At 66.6% G+C, this 16,192-nt stretch carries 16 protein-coding genes, 1 tRNA gene, 1 other RNA gene and 2 pseudogenes; 10 read left to right on the forward strand and 10 right to left on the reverse strand.

The genetic code is table 11. The features are described from left to right. Positions 1-145 precede the first annotated feature (145 nt). Both G6N59_RS14475 and ffs read right to left on the reverse strand, forming a co-directional pair. A complete protein-coding gene (locus tag G6N59_RS14475) occupies positions 146-1,438 on the reverse strand; it encodes an aspartate aminotransferase type Ic (RefSeq protein WP_138232953.1) in 1,293 nt (430 codons plus the stop codon). Between the two features lie 28 nt (positions 1,439-1,466). Beyond that, positions 1,467-1,563: signal recognition particle sRNA small type (gene ffs, locus G6N59_RS14480), an RNA gene on the reverse strand. Positions 1,564-1,631: 68 nt separating this feature from the next. Here ffs and G6N59_RS14485 point away from each other — a divergent pair. From G6N59_RS14485 to G6N59_RS14500, 4 genes are all read left to right on the forward strand, one after another. Next, a tRNA-Ser gene (locus G6N59_RS14485) sits at positions 1,632-1,717 on the forward strand. A 79-nt stretch (positions 1,718-1,796) separates the two neighbouring features. Beyond that, the gene (locus G6N59_RS14490; RefSeq protein ID WP_138232954.1) at positions 1,797-2,594 is read left to right on the forward strand and encodes a lipid uptake coordinator LucA; all 798 of its coding nucleotides are present in this window, start codon (positions 1,797-1,799) and stop codon (positions 2,592-2,594) included. A gap of 45 nt (positions 2,595-2,639) precedes the next feature. Next, a complete protein-coding gene (locus G6N59_RS14495; RefSeq protein WP_138232955.1) occupies positions 2,640-3,653 on the forward strand; it encodes a S1C family serine protease in 1,014 nt (337 codons plus the stop codon). A gap of 245 nt (positions 3,654-3,898) precedes the next feature. Further along, positions 3,899-4,165 (forward strand): hypothetical protein, encoded by a 267-nt coding sequence (locus tag G6N59_RS14500; RefSeq protein ID WP_138232956.1) that lies wholly within the window; start codon positions 3,899-3,901, stop codon positions 4,163-4,165. A gap of 3 nt (positions 4,166-4,168) precedes the next feature. Here the strand turns inward: G6N59_RS14500 and G6N59_RS14505 are convergent, their stop codons facing one another. Continuing rightward, entirely contained in the window at positions 4,169-5,389 is a 1,221-nt protein-coding gene (locus G6N59_RS14505; RefSeq protein WP_138232957.1) for an oxygenase MpaB family protein, read from the reverse strand. 102 nt (positions 5,390-5,491) lie between these two features. Here G6N59_RS14505 and G6N59_RS14510 point away from each other — a divergent pair, with 102 nt between their 5' ends. Then, on the forward strand, positions 5,492-5,929 hold the full coding sequence (locus G6N59_RS14510) for a DUF3887 domain-containing protein (protein WP_163911330.1): 438 nt from the start codon (positions 5,492-5,494) through the stop codon (positions 5,927-5,929). 3 nt (positions 5,930-5,932) lie between these two features. Here G6N59_RS14510 and G6N59_RS14515 read toward each other — a convergent pair whose 3' ends face one another. Beyond that, positions 5,933-6,976 (reverse strand): zinc-binding dehydrogenase, encoded by a 1,044-nt coding sequence (locus G6N59_RS14515; protein WP_138232959.1) that lies wholly within the window; start codon positions 6,974-6,976, stop codon positions 5,933-5,935. A gap of 109 nt (positions 6,977-7,085) precedes the next feature. Next, positions 7,086-7,250, reverse strand: a pseudogene (locus tag G6N59_RS14520) (ABC transporter substrate-binding protein); the annotation flags it as partial. Between the two features lie 196 nt (positions 7,251-7,446). Between G6N59_RS14520 and cspE the strand changes: the two are divergent. Then, a complete protein-coding gene (cspE, locus tag G6N59_RS14525) occupies positions 7,447-7,650 on the forward strand; it encodes a transcription antiterminator/RNA stability regulator CspE (RefSeq protein WP_043402873.1) in 204 nt (67 codons plus the stop codon). A 426-nt stretch (positions 7,651-8,076) separates the two neighbouring features. On the opposite strand, the gene nicT is transcribed toward cspE, so the two are convergent. Next, positions 8,077-9,186 carry a Nickel transporter NicT gene (gene nicT / locus G6N59_RS14530; RefSeq protein ID WP_138232960.1) on the reverse strand — a complete coding sequence of 370 codons (1,110 nt, stop codon included), beginning with the start codon at positions 9,184-9,186 and terminating at the stop codon, positions 8,077-8,079. Positions 9,187-9,525: 339 nt separating this feature from the next. Between nicT and G6N59_RS14535 the strand changes: the two genes are divergently transcribed. The 3 genes and pseudogenes from G6N59_RS14535 to G6N59_RS31140 form a co-directional block, all read left to right on the forward strand. Then, positions 9,526-10,215 (forward strand): YcnI family protein, encoded by a 690-nt coding sequence (locus tag G6N59_RS14535; RefSeq protein ID WP_138232961.1) that lies wholly within the window; start codon positions 9,526-9,528, stop codon positions 10,213-10,215. A 205-nt stretch (positions 10,216-10,420) separates the two neighbouring features. Beyond that, positions 10,421-10,777, forward strand: coding sequence for a copper resistance CopC family protein (locus tag G6N59_RS14540; protein ID WP_138232962.1), 357 nt, complete (start codon positions 10,421-10,423; stop codon positions 10,775-10,777). 51 nt (positions 10,778-10,828) lie between these two features. Continuing rightward, positions 10,829-11,125 (forward strand): annotated as a pseudogene (locus G6N59_RS31140) (WhiB family transcriptional regulator); the annotation flags it as partial. Between the two features lie 171 nt (positions 11,126-11,296). Here G6N59_RS31140 and G6N59_RS14550 read toward each other — a convergent pair. The 3 genes from G6N59_RS14550 to G6N59_RS14560 all read right to left on the reverse strand — a co-directional run bounded on the left by G6N59_RS14550 (position 11,297) and on the right by G6N59_RS14560 (position 14,214). After that, positions 11,297-11,977, reverse strand: coding sequence for a GAP family protein (locus tag G6N59_RS14550; protein WP_138232964.1), 681 nt, complete (start codon positions 11,975-11,977; stop codon positions 11,297-11,299). A gap of 162 nt (positions 11,978-12,139) precedes the next feature. After that, positions 12,140-13,165 carry a non-homologous end-joining DNA ligase gene (ligD, locus tag G6N59_RS14555; RefSeq protein WP_163911333.1) on the reverse strand — a complete coding sequence of 342 codons (1,026 nt, stop codon included), beginning with the start codon at positions 13,163-13,165 and terminating at the stop codon, positions 12,140-12,142. After that, the gene (locus G6N59_RS14560) at positions 13,165-14,214 is read right to left on the reverse strand and encodes an ATP-dependent DNA ligase (protein WP_163912011.1); all 1,050 of its coding nucleotides are present in this window, start codon (positions 14,212-14,214) and stop codon (positions 13,165-13,167) included. Before G6N59_RS14560 ends, ligD begins: the two co-directional genes overlap by 1 nt. Before the next feature lie 58 nt (positions 14,215-14,272). Between G6N59_RS14560 and gluQRS the strand changes: the two genes are divergently transcribed. Then, a complete protein-coding gene (gluQRS, locus tag G6N59_RS14565) occupies positions 14,273-15,148 on the forward strand; it encodes a tRNA glutamyl-Q(34) synthetase GluQRS (RefSeq protein ID WP_138232967.1) in 876 nt (291 codons plus the stop codon). Positions 15,149-15,333: 185 nt separating this feature from the next. On the opposite strand, the gene G6N59_RS14570 is transcribed toward gluQRS, so the two are convergent. Next, entirely contained in the window at positions 15,334-16,173 is an 840-nt protein-coding gene (locus G6N59_RS14570; protein ID WP_138232968.1) for an SDR family NAD(P)-dependent oxidoreductase, read from the reverse strand. Between the last annotated feature and the right edge of the window lie 19 nt (positions 16,174-16,192).

The following is a 16,192-nucleotide window of genomic DNA, read 5'->3' on the forward strand; positions in this document are numbered from 1 at the left end:
CTGACGTGGCGGCGGGAAATCCGCCCGTGGATCGCCGTGCAGTCAGGGTCGACTCCAGTTCAGCGCCAATTGCCGCTGATCCTGACGTCACGGCGCACCCCATTCGAACAAATGCACCGTGAGTACCGGGTCAACGCAAGAACGGTCAGCCTTTCAGCAGCACCTCGGTCGCAGCCAGCAGCGCGCACGTCGCCAGGCCGTCGATGGCGACCCGCAGGTCCGGCAGCGACGGGAATGTCGGCGCGATCCGGATGTTCTTGTCGTCCGGGTCCTTTTTGTACGGGAACGACGCACCGGCCGCGGTCACCGCGATGCCGGCGTCTTTCGCCAGGGCCACGGTGCGCTTGGCGGTGCCCGGCCACACATCGAGGCTGACGAAGTAGCCCCCCTTGGGGTCGGTCCACGACGCGATCTTCGACTCGCTGAGCCGGTCGTCGAGAATTTCGGCGACCGCCGCGAACTTCGGCGCCATCAGCGCCTGGTGCCGCTGCATGTGCAGCCGCACGCCGTCGGCGTCGCCGAAGAAGCGGACATGCCGCAGCTGGTTCACCTTGTCCGGACCGATGGTCTTCTTCTCCGCGTGCTGCAGGTACCACGCGATGTTGCCGAGCGAGCCACCGAAAAAGCTGACGCCGGCTCCGGCGAAGGTGATCTTGGACGTCGAGGCGAACACGTAGGGCCGGTTCGGGTTGCCCGCGGTCGCGGCCAGCCCGACGATGTCGATGTTCGGCACCGATTCGTGCGTCAGCGTGTGCACGGCGTAGGCGTTGTCCCAGAACAGCCGGAAATCCGGTGCGGCCGTTTGCATCTGCACCAGCCGCCGGGTGACCTCCCAGGAGTAGGTGACGCCGGTCGGGTTGCCGAACACCGGCACGCACCACATGCCCTTGATCGCCGGGTCGGCGGCGACCAGTTCCTCGATGAGGTCGACGTCGGGGCCCTCCTCGAGCATGGGAACCGGGATCATCTCGATCCCGAAGCTCTCGGTGATCGCGAAGTGGCGGTCATACCCCGGCGACGGGCAGAGGAACTTGACGCCGGATCCTGAAACTTCCTCGCTCCAAGGCCGCGGCGAATCGACGCCACCGTGCAGAAGCGAGAACACGATGACGTCGTGCATCAGCTCCAGGCTGGCGTTGTTGCCGGCAATCAGGTTCGACACCGGCAGGCCGAGCAGTTCGCCGAAGATGGCCCGCAGCTCGGGCAGGCCGTGGAGACCGCCGTAGTTGCGGGTGTCGGTGCCGGTGGAATCCAGGTAGGAGCCCGGGGTGTCCCCCGGCAGGCCCAGCATGGCGTTCGACAGATCAAGCTGCTCCGCTGACGGCTTACCCCGAGTCAGATCGAGAGTCAGATTGCGGGCCTGCAGCTCGGCGTAATTGCGCTGCTGCAGTTCGAGCTGGGCCTGCAATTCGTCACGGCCGAGGGACAGAAACGACACGGCGCGCCTTTCGCATCAGATCGCGAAAACATAGGGGACCCCGCGCACCCGCCAGAGCCCATTGACCCTTGCTGCCTTCCGGCCCTGGGGGAGTTCACAGGATGGACGCCGCGCGGGGTCCGGCCATGAGTGTAGTACCCACCCAGTGGCACGCCGGTAGGGCGTCGGATCCGGGTCGGGTACCCTTGTCGACGGAGGATTCGCCTAGTGGCCTATGGCGCTCGCCTGGAACGCGGGTTGGGTTAACAGCCCTCAGGGGTTCAAATCCCCTATCCTCCGCACTCGTCCGGGGTGCGACCAGCTGAGAAGCCGGTCGCACCCCGGACCCACATCGGAGCGAAAAACCTCGAGGAGCAGCATGCGGCGGCCGGTAGCGATCCTTTGGCACGCGTCATTCCTGGTACTCGCCGGGCTGCTCTTCTTCTTCTTCGTCCTGCCCCGCTGGAATGAACTGACCGGCGACTGGTCGCACACCCTCGGCACCTCGATGCGCATCGTCTGCGGCCTCGTCGTCGCGTTGTCGGCACTGCCGGTCCTGTTCACCCGCCAGCGCACCGCCCAGCCCGAGTACGGCACCCCCGAGTTGGCGCTGTCTCTGCGCACCTGGTCGATCGTCCTGCACATCGTCGCCGGCGTACTGATCATCGGTGCCGCGATCAGCGAAATCTGGCTGACCCTGGATCAGGCGGGCACCTGGCTGTTCGGTATCTACGGTGGCGCGGCCGGGCTGGCCCTGCTCGCCGCCCTGGCGTTCTACCTGGCCTTTGTCGCCGAACTGCCGCCGCCGCCCCCGGCCCCGGTGAAGGTCAAGGACGGCACTCGCCGCGGCCGTCGCAAGAACGACGAGGCCGGCGACGAGGCCGGCGTAGAGGCCCCAGCCGGCACCGCCGAAGCAGGCGACGAGGCAGCCCCCGAGACCGCATCCGAGGCCCCCGTAGAGGACGGCAAAGAGGCTGCTGAAGAGGCAACCGAGACCGACGACGCCGGTAACGCCGACGACGCCGAGTCCGATGAAGCCGCCAAGACGTCCGGCGAAGAGACCGCCGGCACCGAAGAGGACGAGGCTGAAGAAAAGGCCACTGATGACGCCCCCGCCGGTAAGCTGCGCAACCGCCGCTCCGGCAAGGGTTCCGGGTTGTTCGGGCGCGGAGCCTAAGGGTCCGGTCACAGGGCCATCACCTCGCAGTCCGGAGGACAGCACATGGGCGGGTTCCGCTTCTGCGGTCGGTTCGGCACCGCGGTCGTCGCGGCAGCCGTCGGCCTGGCCACCATCAGCGTCGCTCCAGCCGCACACGCGGACCCGTCCGCTGGCGAAGCCGCCGTCGAACCCGCGACCGCGCGCGTCGACACCATCATCAATTACCAGCACGCCATCGGCGCCGGGACCGGCTTCGTGCTGGACCCGGGTGGCGGGCTGCTGACGAACTTCCACGTCGTGCAGGGCGCCGACAAGGTGACAGCCACCGTCGGCGGGCGGCCGTACCGCGCGGACCTGGTGGGCTACGACCGGCATCACGACATCGCTGTGCTGCAGCTGCGCGGCGCAGCCGATCTACCGGTCGCCCCGATCGGTGACTCCTCGCAGTTGGGTGTCGGCGACGAGGTGGTTGCGCTGGGCAACGCGGACGGCAGCGGCAGTTCCCTGACCCACGAGGCCGGACACGTGATCGGGCTCAACCGCACCATCAGCGCAAAAGATGAGCTGACGGGCAGTTCTGAGCAGGTGACGGGCCTGATCCAGTTCGCGGCCCCGGTGCGGGCCGGCGATTCGGGCGGCCCCTTGGTCGCCGCCGACGGCCGGGTCGTCGGGATGACGACGGCGGCGACGCTGAACTACCGCATGGGTCCGGGCGGCGAGGGTTTCGCGATCCCGATCAACGAAGCACTGGCAACCGCTGCGCAGATCCGGGCAGGCGCTGTCTCGAACGACATCCACATCGGGCAGCCGACGCTGCTCGGCGTCGGTGTCGGTGGCATGGATGAGCACTCTCAGCTGCCCGGCGTGCTGATCCGCGACGTGATCAGCGGCGGACCCGCGCAAATCGCCGGGATGCTCCCCGGCGACGTGCTGGTGAGCATCGATGCCGTCACGGTGAGCTCGGCGGGCGCGCTTACCAGCGTGCTGGATCGGCACTATCCCGGCGACGTCGTCGACCTGTTCTGGATCGACCGCGCCGGGCAGCAACACACCGGCAAGGCCGTGCTGACGTCCTGACACGCAGATTTCTGGCAAAAATAAACTACTAGCCCGTCAAAGTAGCTGGCCAGCAGTACTGCCGGGTCCTTCCGTTATGGCGATTTGCCACCGCTCCTCGACGTACCGTAATGCCGCATTACTGGCCGCCGAAGCCCTTGGCGAGGTCCTTTTCGCGAGTTAGATTGACGACACATTCAGCATGTCAATGAGCCTTCGGTCACAGCTGTTAACCCGGCGGTTACCCGGTCAAAGGGAGTAGCCCAGTGTTCCACCTCTATGTGGAGGCGTACACAGCGATTTGGGCTGTGGTGGCCCTGGCGACGTATCAGGTCGGCCGGCGGTTGAGCAGTGACGAGCAACCGCCCGACCATCCCCTGCTCACCAGCATTCTGGCCGGCGTGTTGTGGCCCGTCGTCGTGGCCGGCCTCATGGAGGCGTTCACCATCACGTTGATGTCCGGTAGCCATGCGTGGCGCGACCCGGCTCCCGTCGGGCCGGCCTACGTCGCCACCGTCGCGCCCCTGCCGTAACGCTCAGGCCACGCCCCGAAGGTGGGATGCAGACGCCCCGACGGTGGCCTGGTCCGCGCCGGTCATCGTCCGCAGCAGCGTTTTTTGTTCACGTGACCCGCGGTCGGCCGCTCGCCGTGAACCGCCGGGCAGGACCAGCGCCGCAACGCTGCGGACGCCGTTGACGGGAATGCGGAGCAGCGGATACCACGGCGGCATGTAGGTCGGCAGCCCTAGCGTGCGCATCACCCGCGGACCCAGGAAGGCGGTCGTGACCGACAGGTGCTGCGCCCAGGCCAGCCGTTGACGAAGACCGGCGGCACCGCGGTAATGCCAGGTCAGCGGGTCGCGCGCCATCGGCACCGACAATTGCCTGGTGGTCTCGTCGGAGACCGCCAGGGCCGTGGACGTGTGATAGAGGATGCGGACGCTGTCACGGAAGGACCGTGGCAGCCACTCGTCCTGCACACCCATCAGCCAACCGACGTACCGGGTCAGGTGGGCAATGCTGCTCAACTCGGCGGGCGTGGCCACGATGCCCATGGCCAGGCCACCGAGAACGGGCGCGATCAACGCACCGACCAGCGTGGCTGCCATGTCGGTCTGATTGACCGGCAGGCCCCACTGCTCGGGGCGCCAGTCCGGCAACGCCTGCACGTGCCTGCGCACCATGGCATGCACGAACCTCACGCGGATCGTGGACCGGTATCCCGAACCGAACTTGTCCAGGCCACCGTCGTCGATCACATCGAGTGCCCACTGCATGGTCTCGGCGAACCGCTGGTTGGACCCTTTCTCCAGAGCTCCGGTCCGCAGCAGGGTCTGGTTGAACCCGGAGAACTGGTAGCCACCCAGCAGTGCCACGTCGCGGGCGATGTACATGCCATCGGCGCCGCCGCGCCGCAACGTCCGCTGCCCGATGCGCAGCGCTTCGTGGTCGACCCAGTCCGGCGTGGCCTCGACCGATTCAAAGATGCGGCGCAGCGGCTCGGGCGCCTCCGGCACACTGGCGATGCCGTCGGCGAGCGCGCGGTCGAACAGCGGCCGCAGCTGCTTGGTTCCCGCCTCCGACATCCAGGCAACCAACGAATCCATGGGCTCGTCGCCCGCGTTGAGGCGCTCACCCAGCCGCTGCCACCCCGCCGAATCGGGCTTCCCGATGGCCAGCATGGCGGCGAACGAACTGATCGCCACGGGTACCGGTTGCGGCCGGTCGGGATGACGCGCCGGAATCGGCAGGGACATGTTCGCACTCCTTGTCGCCTTTGACAACGTATGTAGTCAAACTAGGCGGTACCGCAGGTCTCGTCAATGGCGAAGCGAAGACGAACGCCTACTCTGGTGCTCATGTGGCGGGGAGAACAGTCCAAGCATCAGGGCCGGAACACATGGGCGGCCGCGATCACCGCGCTCGGGATCGGCGCGGGCGCCGCACTCGGCGTGGCACCAACCGCGATGGCGGCCGACGCACCTGACCAGGTGGCGATGACGGCGATCGACGACATCGCGGCGGGCAACTACGCCGCCGTCACCGCCCGTTTCGACCCTGAGTTGCAGAAACGCTTGTCCCCCAAGTCATTACAGCAGGCATGGGACGGCTACCAGCGGACGTTCGGGGCGTTCCAGTCCCACGGCGGCCCCGAGGACACGGCCCGTGGCGACCTGACGGTGGTCAATGTCCCGCTCCAGATGGATCGCATGCCCGGCCAGTTCCGGGTCAAGATTCACCCCGACGGCACCATCGCCGGCGTCTACTTCCTGCGGGAAGGCGTGCCCGTCCCCTGATCGTCAGGGCTGCCGCGGGTCGATCAGCGTGACGCCGACCGGGCTGGCGGCACCGAACTCCGGCAGCAGGCGGGCGCCTTCGGCCAGCCCCACCACCCGCTCGACCAGCGCCTGCGGGCGCAGCTTGCCCGCGGCGACCAGTTCCAGCATCTCGGGGTAGTCGGCACTGGACATACCGTGCGAGCCCAAAACATCCAATTCCCAAGCAATTACGCGATCCATGGGCACCTGCGGGTGCCCATCCACGTTGGGCAGCAGACCCACCTGGACGTGACGCCCCTGCCGTCGCAGGCTGTGAATGCCATCGGCACACGTCCCCGCGGTGCCGACCGCGTCGACCGCGACATGGCTGCCACCGCCGGTGATCTCGTGGACCGCGGTAGCCACGTCAGAACCGTTGGCCAGCACGGTTTCGGTGGCGCCGAGGCTCCGCGCGAGTTCCAGCGCCGCCGGGGTGCGGTCGACGGCGATGACGTTGGCGCCGGCGGCGGCCGCCACCTGCACCGCGCTCAGCCCCACCCCTCCGACGCCGATCACCGTGACCCACTCACCGGGCCGCACGTCGGCACGGGCCCGCAGCGCCCGGTAGGCGGTGGCGAAGCGGCAACCCAGCGCCGCCGCCGCGGCGTCTTCGATAACCTCCGGCACCGCAACGAGATTCGTGTCGGCCGCGTGCAGGGCGACGTATTCACCGAAGGAACCCCAGTGAGTGAAACCCGGCTGGGTCTGGTCAGGACACACCTGCGCCTGACCGCCGGCGCACCATTCGCAGGTTCCGCACCCACACACGAACGGTGTGGTCACCCGGTCACCGACATGCCAGCGCCGAACGTCGGCGCCCACCGCGACCACATCCCCGACCAACTCATGCCCGGGAACGTGAGGGAGAGCGACACCGTCGTCGTGGCCGGCCCAGGCGTGCCAGTCGCTGCGGCACAACCCGGTCGCGTGCACCTGCACCACCACGCCGCCGGGCGACGGCGTCGGGTCCGCGACCGACCGGACATCCACTGGCCCGCCGAACTGCTCGAAGATCACCGCGCGCATGAGCCAATCGTCCCCGGTCGGTCACGATGCCGGGTAGGCACCCGCCGAATGTGGAACGACACGTCTTTCACCGCGTGAACAACCATCCGCCCGTCGGTGTGACCACGGGAGAGAAGTAGGCGCTGGTCTTCTGAGGGTCTAGCTGGTCGGGCTCGCCGGAAATCGCGGCGATCAGATAGCCCGCGTCCCGGCCCAGGTCAACGCGGTGCGCGGGCGTACAGGCGACCGCAAAAAGGACGAAAACCGCTGCGCACACGGCCGCAACCAGTCGCATGTCCGTCACTTCCGGGCCGGGCCGGCAGCGGGTGGAGGCCGGCATACTCCTGTGCGTTTCCCATACCCGCCGAACCACCCATTCACACCCGACATCGATATGCGCTGTTCAGGGTGCACAGACGCAACTGTCTGAGCTAAGATTCCGGGCGGACGTTTCTTCCTAACGTCCTGCTCTACATGAGAGAAGTTGGTATATGCCACAGGGAACTGTGAAATGGTTTAACAGTGAGAAGGGCTTCGGCTTCATCACTCCGGACGACGGCAGCAAGGATCTGTTCGTCCACTACTCGGAGATCAAGAGCAACGGCTTCCGCACCCTCGATGAGGGCCAGCGGGTCGAGTTCGAGGTCGGTCAGGGCAGCAAGGGCCCGGCTGCGACCGGAGTTACTGCGGTCTAACTGAGCTGCAAAGCTCAGCGGGCTGGTGCGGAACGTTTCGCGCCAGCCCACAATTCTTTCTCCACGCTGTCGGCGGATGCTCAGGCCTCTGACCTGGGCATCCGCGCGACGGTGCCCACGGGAACCTTTGCCGCCGACAGTCTGCGCAATCGGCCCATGCGGCAGCACGCGCGCCCCGCGGTTCGACGACGGCACGCGTGCTCTGTGCCGGTTGTCAGGTCGCGGTGTCGGTACCGCAGCTGCATTCCGAACCGCATTCGCAGTTCTCACAGGTGCAATTCGGGTTCCCGCAGCCGGTGGCTTCCTGCGTTTCATCGCTGGTCATGCATCTGATGCTAGGCCTGCGTCGGCGGACCGAGAAGGCCCGCGCGAGGTCCTGTCGAGTGCCGCGGTCGCGGTTGACGGCCGATGCCGATTCCCGCTGTTCTACCGGCCGGCGGACCCAGCCGCCCAGCGCCGTTCGACACCGCCGAGATGCCAGTACCCGATCGCGACCAGCCAGGTGACCGCGAACAGACCAACGATGATGAAGCCGACGTTGTTCAGGTCCAGGCCACTGATCCAGTCGCTCACCGGATTGACCCAAACCCCGTTGTTGTGCAGCACCCCAACGAGTTCGATGGTGCCGATCAGCAGCGCCACCGCGATCGACAGACCGGTGATGGTGAGGTTGTAGAAAATTTTGCGGACGGGTTCGGCGAACGCCCAGTCGTAGGCCACGGTCATGAACAGGCCGTCCGCAGTGTCCATCAGACTCATCCCGGCAGCGAAGAGCACGGGCAGCGTCAACACCGCGTACCACGGCAGACCGGCAGCGGCGCCGGTCCCGGCCAGCGCCAACAAGGTCACTTCAGTCGCGGTGTCGAAGCCCAACCCGAACAGCAACCCGACGGGCAGCATATGGATCGGGCGGGTGATGCGATTGGTGATCGGGCGCAGGATACGGGCCAGTAAGCCGCGGCTATCCAGCTGCTTTTCGAGGTCGTGTTCGTTGAACTCGCCGCGGCGCAGCTTGGTGAACACCCGCCAAATCCCGGCAAGGGCAACGATGTTGACGATGCCGATGAGCCACAGGAACAAACCCGAGGCGAGGGTTCCGGCGATGCCCAGGTCGTGCCGGGCCGCCGAGTCGTCGTCTTCGAGCACCCCGGCGACGGTGGTGGCCGCCAAGACCAGCAGCGCCATGATCAGCACGGTCATCGAGTGGCCCATGGCGAACCAGAAGCCGACCGATTTGGGCCTGGCGCCGTCGGCGGTCAGCTTGCGGGTGGTGTTGTCGATCGCCGCAATATGGTCGGCGTCGAAAGCGTGCCGCAGCCCGAAGGTGTACGCGGTGACGCCCAGTCCGACCCCGAACACCTGAGTGCCCACTTGGTAATGGTGCGGCGCCACCAGCAGCACCAGCGAACCGAACCCGACCAAGTGCAAGGCGCCGATGGCGGCGGCCAGGGCCGCGAACTCCCGCCAATCGCGGCGCTCCCACGCCTGAGTGATTCGGCGAAACGCCCTGGGCGACAACTGGACTGACTCAGACACGCGGTTCCTCCGTGGGGATCACGCGTCCCCGTCGTGGGCGATGCAGGCGGACGGGTCTGGCTCCCACCCGCCACGCAAGCCGCAACGCGGGTGGTCACAGTGGCGCGACCGCACCGGAATTGCACCGGATTCCGCGCCGCCTACGACTTTCAGATGCGCAACGTATCACCGCGAACCAGCGGTGGCCAGCAGCCGAAACAGCCTGCGGCACCCGCCCGAACGGGTGACTGGGGCATCCAGGGACGCGATCGCGTGATCCGGGAACCAGACCAGGCCCGCAGACGACTAATACAAGCCATACGTTTCATGAGTGCAGACACCAACGCCGAAGGAGTACCCATGGGAACACGTCAACGGAGCGTGGCCGCCGCGGTGGCGGTGGCCGCGGCGATATTGGCGCCCGCCGGCTCGGCAGCAGCGCACGTGAAAGTGTCCGGAACCGACACCACACCGGGCGGTTTCGGTGTTCTGACGTTCCGGGTGCCCACCGAATCAGCCACCGCATCCACCACCGGCCTGGTCGTGACCCTGCCGGCCGATCACCCGATCATTTCGGTCACCGCGCAGGACAAACCGGGCTGGATTGTGACCGTCACCCACAAGACGTTGCCCACACCGCAGAAAGATGACGACGGCAACGAAGTCAGCGACTACATCGCCACTGTCGAATGGAAAGCCGCGCCAGGGCACCCTGGTATCGCACCAAACCTGTTCGATACCTTCAGCCTCGCCGCGGGCCCCCTCCCCAAAGCACCGTCGATCATCATGCCCACAGTCCAGACGTATAGCGATGGCACGGTGGTGAACTGGAACGAAACGACCACAGTCGGCGGCGCTGAGCCGGAACACCCCGCACCGGTGCTGACCCTGACCGCCGCCGGCACCAACAGCGGAGCTCCGACCCCCACCACCGCACCCTCGCAGGCGGGGCCGGCACCGTCATGGCTGCCCATCACCGCCCTGGGGGTGGCGCTGGTCGCACTCCTGCTGGGCGTGGCCAACCTCGCGGTGGCACGCCGCAAGAACTGACCGCCGCGCGGTGGTGTCGCGGGCGGTGCCGGTCGTGGACACCGGCCGATGATCACGTTCCCAGCAAACTGACAGCTCGGTCGCGGAACTAACCATCCGACCACGCCGACTATCCGACGTGGCGAACTGTGGCATGCCCCCGGTTCACCACCGTTTGAACCGCTACCGGGCCCGACGGGCTGCCCCAGAACGAAAGTGATCCCACATGAAACCCCTGCGCTGGATGACCGCCGCGACGGTCATGACCGCAACGGCCGTGCTGACCCCGGCAATCGCGTCCGCGCACGACTGGGTGGTGGCCACCACCCCGGCGGAAAGCTCCACCGGACCGTCCCCGACCCAGGTGTCGATCACTTACAACGAAGCGGTGAAGAACCCCGAAATCTGGGTGATCGGGCCTGACCACGCGGAATGGACCACCGGCCCACTGAACGGGTCCGGAGCGACCTACAGCGTGGCGCTGCGACCCGCGCTGATCCCGGGCGAGTACACCGTGCACTGGCACAACACCGCCGCCGACGGCGACGAGGTCCACAGCCAGTGGTCGTTCACCGTCGGCTGATCACTGGCGGTCCCTGAGGGGACACCAGCGGACGAGAAAGGACGGTGGCCCGTGACATTGCCTCAGCAGCTGCCCGGCCAATACACCGACGTGTGGGACTGGCAACTGCGGGCCTCCTGCCGCGGTGCTGACTGGCGCACTTTCTTCTCACCCGACGGCGAACGGGGACGGGCCCGTTCAGCCCGCGAGAACCGCGCCAAACAGATGTGCCGGCAATGCCCGGTCATGGCCGAATGTCGCGCCCACGCCTTGCGGGTGCAAGAACCGTACGGCACCTGGGGCGGACTCAGCGAGGCCGAACGGGCCTGGATCACCGGTGGCACCGGCAATCGACGCCCCTATCGCCGCCCTACCTCACCCGGTCCGGACAAGACCTTGCCGCCCGGTGATCACCATAGAACGACGGCCACAACCGCGTCCCAACGCGCCGGCAACCACGTAGCGCGCAACCGCGATCACCCAACACCGTTATGAGAGAACAGTTTTCGGACCGGCATGCGCGCAGAAATGCTCGAGGTTTCAGAGCCACCCGAGCGCACGCGCGCCGTTGTGAAGCACCATCGCGCCGATGACGACCATGATCACGGCCATCAACGCGACGTTGTTCTTTTCCATCCAGTCCTTGAGCCGTCGCATCGTGTCATCAAGTCGATCACCGGCAATCGCGTAAGCCAGCGTCGGAATCGCCACCGTCGACGCGGCGACGATCACGAAGAAGGCCGCCGCCAACCAGTCGCCCTCGAGCCCTAGCCCGGCGGTGCCGATCGCCAATCCGGCCGGCACACAGATCAATACGACGTCGGGGCGCACCACCACCAGCGCCGCACCCATCGCTGCCGCACGCGCGGGGGTGACCGTCGCGATCTTCTTCATCCAGCCCGGCGAGTCCGTACTGTTGTGCCGCGTGAACCAGCGATAGATGCCGAAGACGATGAGTGCCGCGCCCAGCACCACCCGTAGCCACGAAGCCCACTCCGGCGGCGACTTGTGCGCGTCGCTGAGCGAATGCGACAACTGGACGCACACCGCGATCACCGCCGCCAGGCCCACCGCCCAGCCGGCGAGAAACGCCAGGCCCGTCGGCCGGGGTCGCGACGCCTGCAGGACCAACACCGCCGGAATGACAGTGATCGGCGACAGTGCCACCACCAGCCCAAGCGGAACAAGCCCGGTCAACACCGTGCCCCAGCTTCCAGTCATGGGCAGCAATCTACCCAGTGAACCGCATCAGAACAGCGGCGATCGTCAATATCCGTCAGCATGCGTCAGCGACTCATCGGGACATCACGTACATACCCGTCATTCGCCCCGCAAGCCACTCCGGTACCGCACTGCACCGGCACCCGAGTTCCCTGTGAGGTTCTAGGAACCTTTCAAGTCGCGGTCTTTACTCGGCTGTACCCGCTTCGGTTCACCCGGCATCTTCGGGTAGTTCGGCGGGTAAGGCAGGTCGCCCAGTCCGCGGTCCTCGTCGGCCTGCACCATCTCGAGCAGCGGCTCCAGGGAGTATGCGACGTCGTCGATACCGGCCCACGGATCGTCGCGCTGCGCAAGCAGTTTCGGCACGGTGGCCATGGTGTAGTCGTCGGGATCGGCGTCGGCGAGCTCAGCCCACGACAGCGGCGTCGACACGGTGGCGATCGGCGTCTTGCGCACCGAGTACGCAGATGCGAAGGTCCGGTCCCGCGCATTCTGGTTGTAGTCGATGAACAACCGCTCGCCTCGCTCTTCCTTCCACCATGACGTCGTCACCGCGTCGGGCGCACGCCGCTCCACCTCGCGGGCGAGCGCGATACCGGCCCGGCGCACGGCGATGAAGTCCCACTCCGGTTTGATCCGGACGAAGACGTGCACCCCGCGCCCGCCGGAGGTCTTGGGATAACCGGTCAGGCCCAACTCGTCGAGGATCGGCTTGAGCACACCGGTCGCGATCTCGCGGGCGTCTTTGAAATCGGTGCCCGGCTGCGGGTCCAGGTCGACGCGCAACTCGTCAGGGTGCTCGACGTCCGGGCAGCGGACCTGCCACGGGTGCAACGTGACGGTGCCCATCTGCGCGGCCCAGATGATGGCCGAGGGGTGCGTCACCTTCAGCGCATCGGCGGTACGGCCGGACGGGAAGGTCACCCGGCAGGTCTCGAGATAGTCGGGATGCTTTACCGGGACGCGCTTCTGGTAGATCTCCTCCCCTTCGATGCCGTCCGGGAACCGTTGCAGGTGGGTGGGCCGGTCCCGCAGCAGCCCCACCATCCGGTCGGCGACGGCCAGGTAGTAGTCGACCATCGTCCGCTTGGTGCCTTTGCTCCCCAACTGCGGGAAGTACACCTTGTCAGGGTTGGTGAACCGGACGGCTACGCCGTCGACATCGAGTTCTTCTGCGGCGCTTGCCATCATGAATTCTCCAGCACGTCGTACAGGTCGTAGTTGAGTGGCACGTCGAGTTGATCGAAGGTGCAGCTCTCCGGATCACGGTCCGGACGCCAGCGCCGGAACTTCACCGTGTGCCGGAATCGTCTGCCGTGCAAGCTATTTCCTTCCATCTGGTCGTACGCCACCTCACACACCTTCTCCGGACGGATCGGAATCCAGGTCTTGTCGGCCGCCGAATTCCAGCGACTCGGCTCGCCGTCCTGCGCGTCACCCGTTCGCAGCGGCTCCAGTTCAGCGAGCAGTGCGATCCGGTCTTTGACGCTGAAAGATGCTGCGCCACCGACCATGTGGAGGTCATTGTCGCTGTAGAGACCCAGGAGTATCGACCCGATGCCTTCGCCGCTCTTGTGGATCCGATAGCCGATGGCCACGCAATCCGCGTCACGGGCGTGCTTGACCTTGACCATCTCCCGCTTGCCCGGCAGGTAGGCGCCGTCGAGGCGTTTGGCGATCACACCGTCGAGACCGGCGCCTTCGAAGGTGGTCAGCCAGTGCGCGCCCTGTTCCGGGTCCTCGGTAGTCCGCGTGACATGGCACCACTGCTTCTCACTCACCAGCTCTTGCAGGGCGGCCCGGCGGACGCGGAACGGCTCGGCCAGTAGGCTCCGGCTGCCGTCGGCCAGCGCGTCGAATCCGATGAAGTGCGCCGGCGTCTGTTCGGCGAGCATCTGTACCCGGCTGGCCGCAGGGTGGATGCGCTGGCTCAGCGACTCCCAATCCAGCCGGATGCGGCCGTGGATCTCCCGGGGCACCACGACTTCGCCGTCGAGCACGCAGCGCGGCGCGATCTCGTCCCGCAGCGCCGCGAGCAGTTCTGGGAAGTACCGGCCCAGTTCTTTCCCGTTGCGCGACTGCAGCACCACCTCGTCGCCGTCGCGGAAGACCAGGGCCCGGAAACCGTCCCATTTGGGCTCATAGGACCACTGCCCAGCCTCATCCGGTACTTTCGCGGCGGCCTTGGCGAGCATGGGGTCTATCGGTGGCTGCACGGGTAGGTCCACAGTTTCCATACTCACGTAGACCGGCGCGGGTGGGCAATCTCATCGCCCGGCGCGTTACATTGCGGTCGTGTCCCACTCCCCCGCCGGCCGGTTCGCGCCGAGCCCGTCGGCCGACTTGCACATCGGCAACGTGCGCACCGCGGTGCTGGCGTGGTTGTTCGCGCGGTCCACGGACCGCCGCTTTCTGGTGCGCGTAGAGGACTTGGACGATCGCACGTTCGCCGATGTGGCCCAGCGGCAGTTGGACGATCTGGCGTCCGTCGGACTCACGTGGGACGAGCCGCCCGAATATCAGACCGCACACGAGACCCGCTACCTCGCGGTCATCGACGCGCTGACCCAACGCGGCCTGACGTTCGAATGTTTTTGCAGCAGAAAGGACATCCTGCAGGCGCCCCGGGCACCGCACGCTCCCGAAGGCGCCTATCCCGGCACGTGTCGAAATCTCAGTGCCGACGAACGCGCCCGACGCCGCGCCGCGGGCCGACCGCCCGCCATCAGATTACGTTCGGACACCAACGAATACACCGTCACCGATCTGCTGTACGGCACGTACACCGGGGTCGTCGACGACTTCGTCCTGCGCCGCGGCGACAACGTGCCGGCCTACAACCTGGCCGTGGTGGTCGACGATGCCGCGCAGGGCGTCGACCAGGTGGTGCGTGGCGACGACTTGTTGCCGTCGTCCCCAAGACAGGCCTATCTGGCTGCGCTGCTGGGATATTCGCAGCCCATCTACGCGCACGTCCCGCTGGTACTCAACGCCGATGGCAAGCGGCTGGCCAAACGCGATGGCGCGGTGACGGTTTCGGAGATCGGCCCGGAATCCGCCATGGCGCAGATCGCGGAGTCACTCGGATTCACCGCCACCAGCCTCGACGGCATGCTGGCCGAGTTCGATCCCGAACGACTTCCCCGCAAGCCGTGGGTTTTCCGGCCTTAGCCCAGGCACGTTGACTGTGCGTCTACGCACATCGCTACTCGAACTTTTGCTGCGTCAGCGCAATCTCAACTGCCACAGGGGATTTGCTAGTCGAGTGCTCAGCGGGTGGATTGGAAGACCCTCTAGCTGCCGGGGACCCGGCGAGACAAGTACGCGCGACTGCACTCAGGTACTTCAGCAGACCCTCACACCCGGCGAGGCACTCCGAAGACCTTGGCCAGCACGAATCCCCGCACCGACGCCGGGATGTTCGTCATCAGCGCAGCCTGAAGCTTGGGCCCCAACCCGACGATGTATCGCGCCTTGGGTCGCCGCGCGGTGAGCGCCTCCTCCACCACCGCAACGACTTTCGCCGGATCGACGGCCATCTTCTGCGACAGCGGAATCATCTTCTTCATCCCGGCGATGTGCCGGCTGTACAAGGCTTGGTGCGCCGACGAGGTGGCATCTTCCAACTCGGCGACCATGTCGTCGGCCTTGCGCCACATGTCCGTATCGGTCTGTGCGGGCTCCACGACCACCACCGGAACGCCCCAGGGTCGCAGTTCGATTCGCAGTGCTTCGGCGCCGGCCTCCAACGCGAACTTCGACGCCGCGTAAGCACCCAGCATCGGCGCCGACAGTTGTCCGTTGACGCTGGAGATGAACACCACCCGGCCTCGAGAGGCCCGCAACTTGGGCAGCACCGCCGCAGTCACGGCGAACTGACCAACCACGTTGACGTCAAACTGCTTCCGCCAATCCGCGGGCGTCAGCGTCTCCACGGGACCGGCCACGACGATGCCCGCATTGTTCACCACGGCATCCAACCGGTCCGGCAGAGCCGCTGCCAGTGCATCGATATCGTCGTCAGAAGTGACATCGAGGATCACGGCCGAAATCCGCTGCGGGGCCAGCGCCACGACCGCTGCGGCGTCGGCCTCGGAGCGCACCCCGGCGATGACGTCCCACCCGGTCGCGGCGAGGTGCTGGGTGATGGCCAGCCCGATGCCTCGGCCGGCACCTGTGACGAGAACTGAAGGCATATGCGCGAGAGTAGCCGGG

The sequence above is a fragment of the Mycolicibacterium aubagnense genome (assembly GCF_010730955.1).
GTDB lineage: Bacteria > Actinomycetota > Actinomycetes > Mycobacteriales > Mycobacteriaceae > Mycobacterium > Mycobacterium aubagnense.

Bases quoted from the DNA above. Each gene is read 5' to 3' on its own strand.
- G6N59_RS14540 (WP_138232962.1), top strand. From the start codon at position 10,421: ATGAAACCCCTGCGCTGGATGACCGCCGCGACGGTCATGACCGCAACG.
- G6N59_RS14570 (WP_138232968.1), bottom strand. From the start codon at position 16,173: ATGCCTTCAGTTCTCGTCACAGGTGCCGGCCGAGGCATCGGGCTGGCC.
- G6N59_RS14550 (WP_138232964.1), bottom strand. From the start codon at position 11,977: ATGACTGGAAGCTGGGGCACGGTGTTGACCGGGCTTGTTCCGCTTGGG.
- G6N59_RS14560 (WP_163912011.1), bottom strand. From the start codon at position 14,214: ATGGAAACTGTGGACCTACCCGTGCAGCCACCGATAGACCCCATGCTC.
- G6N59_RS14510 (WP_163911330.1), top strand. From the start codon at position 5,492: ATGTGGCGGGGAGAACAGTCCAAGCATCAGGGCCGGAACACATGGGCG.
- G6N59_RS14490 (WP_138232954.1), top strand. From the start codon at position 1,797: ATGCGGCGGCCGGTAGCGATCCTTTGGCACGCGTCATTCCTGGTACTC.
- G6N59_RS14495 (WP_138232955.1), top strand. From the start codon at position 2,640: ATGGGCGGGTTCCGCTTCTGCGGTCGGTTCGGCACCGCGGTCGTCGCG.
- G6N59_RS14515 (WP_138232959.1), bottom strand. From the start codon at position 6,976: ATGCGCGCGGTGATCTTCGAGCAGTTCGGCGGGCCAGTGGATGTCCGG.
- G6N59_RS14505 (WP_138232957.1), bottom strand. From the start codon at position 5,389: ATGTCCCTGCCGATTCCGGCGCGTCATCCCGACCGGCCGCAACCGGTA.
- G6N59_RS14535 (WP_138232961.1), top strand. From the start codon at position 9,526: ATGGGAACACGTCAACGGAGCGTGGCCGCCGCGGTGGCGGTGGCCGCG.
- ligD (WP_163911333.1), bottom strand. From the start codon at position 13,165: ATGGCAAGCGCCGCAGAAGAACTCGATGTCGACGGCGTAGCCGTCCGG.
- cspE (WP_043402873.1), top strand. From the start codon at position 7,447: ATGCCACAGGGAACTGTGAAATGGTTTAACAGTGAGAAGGGCTTCGGC.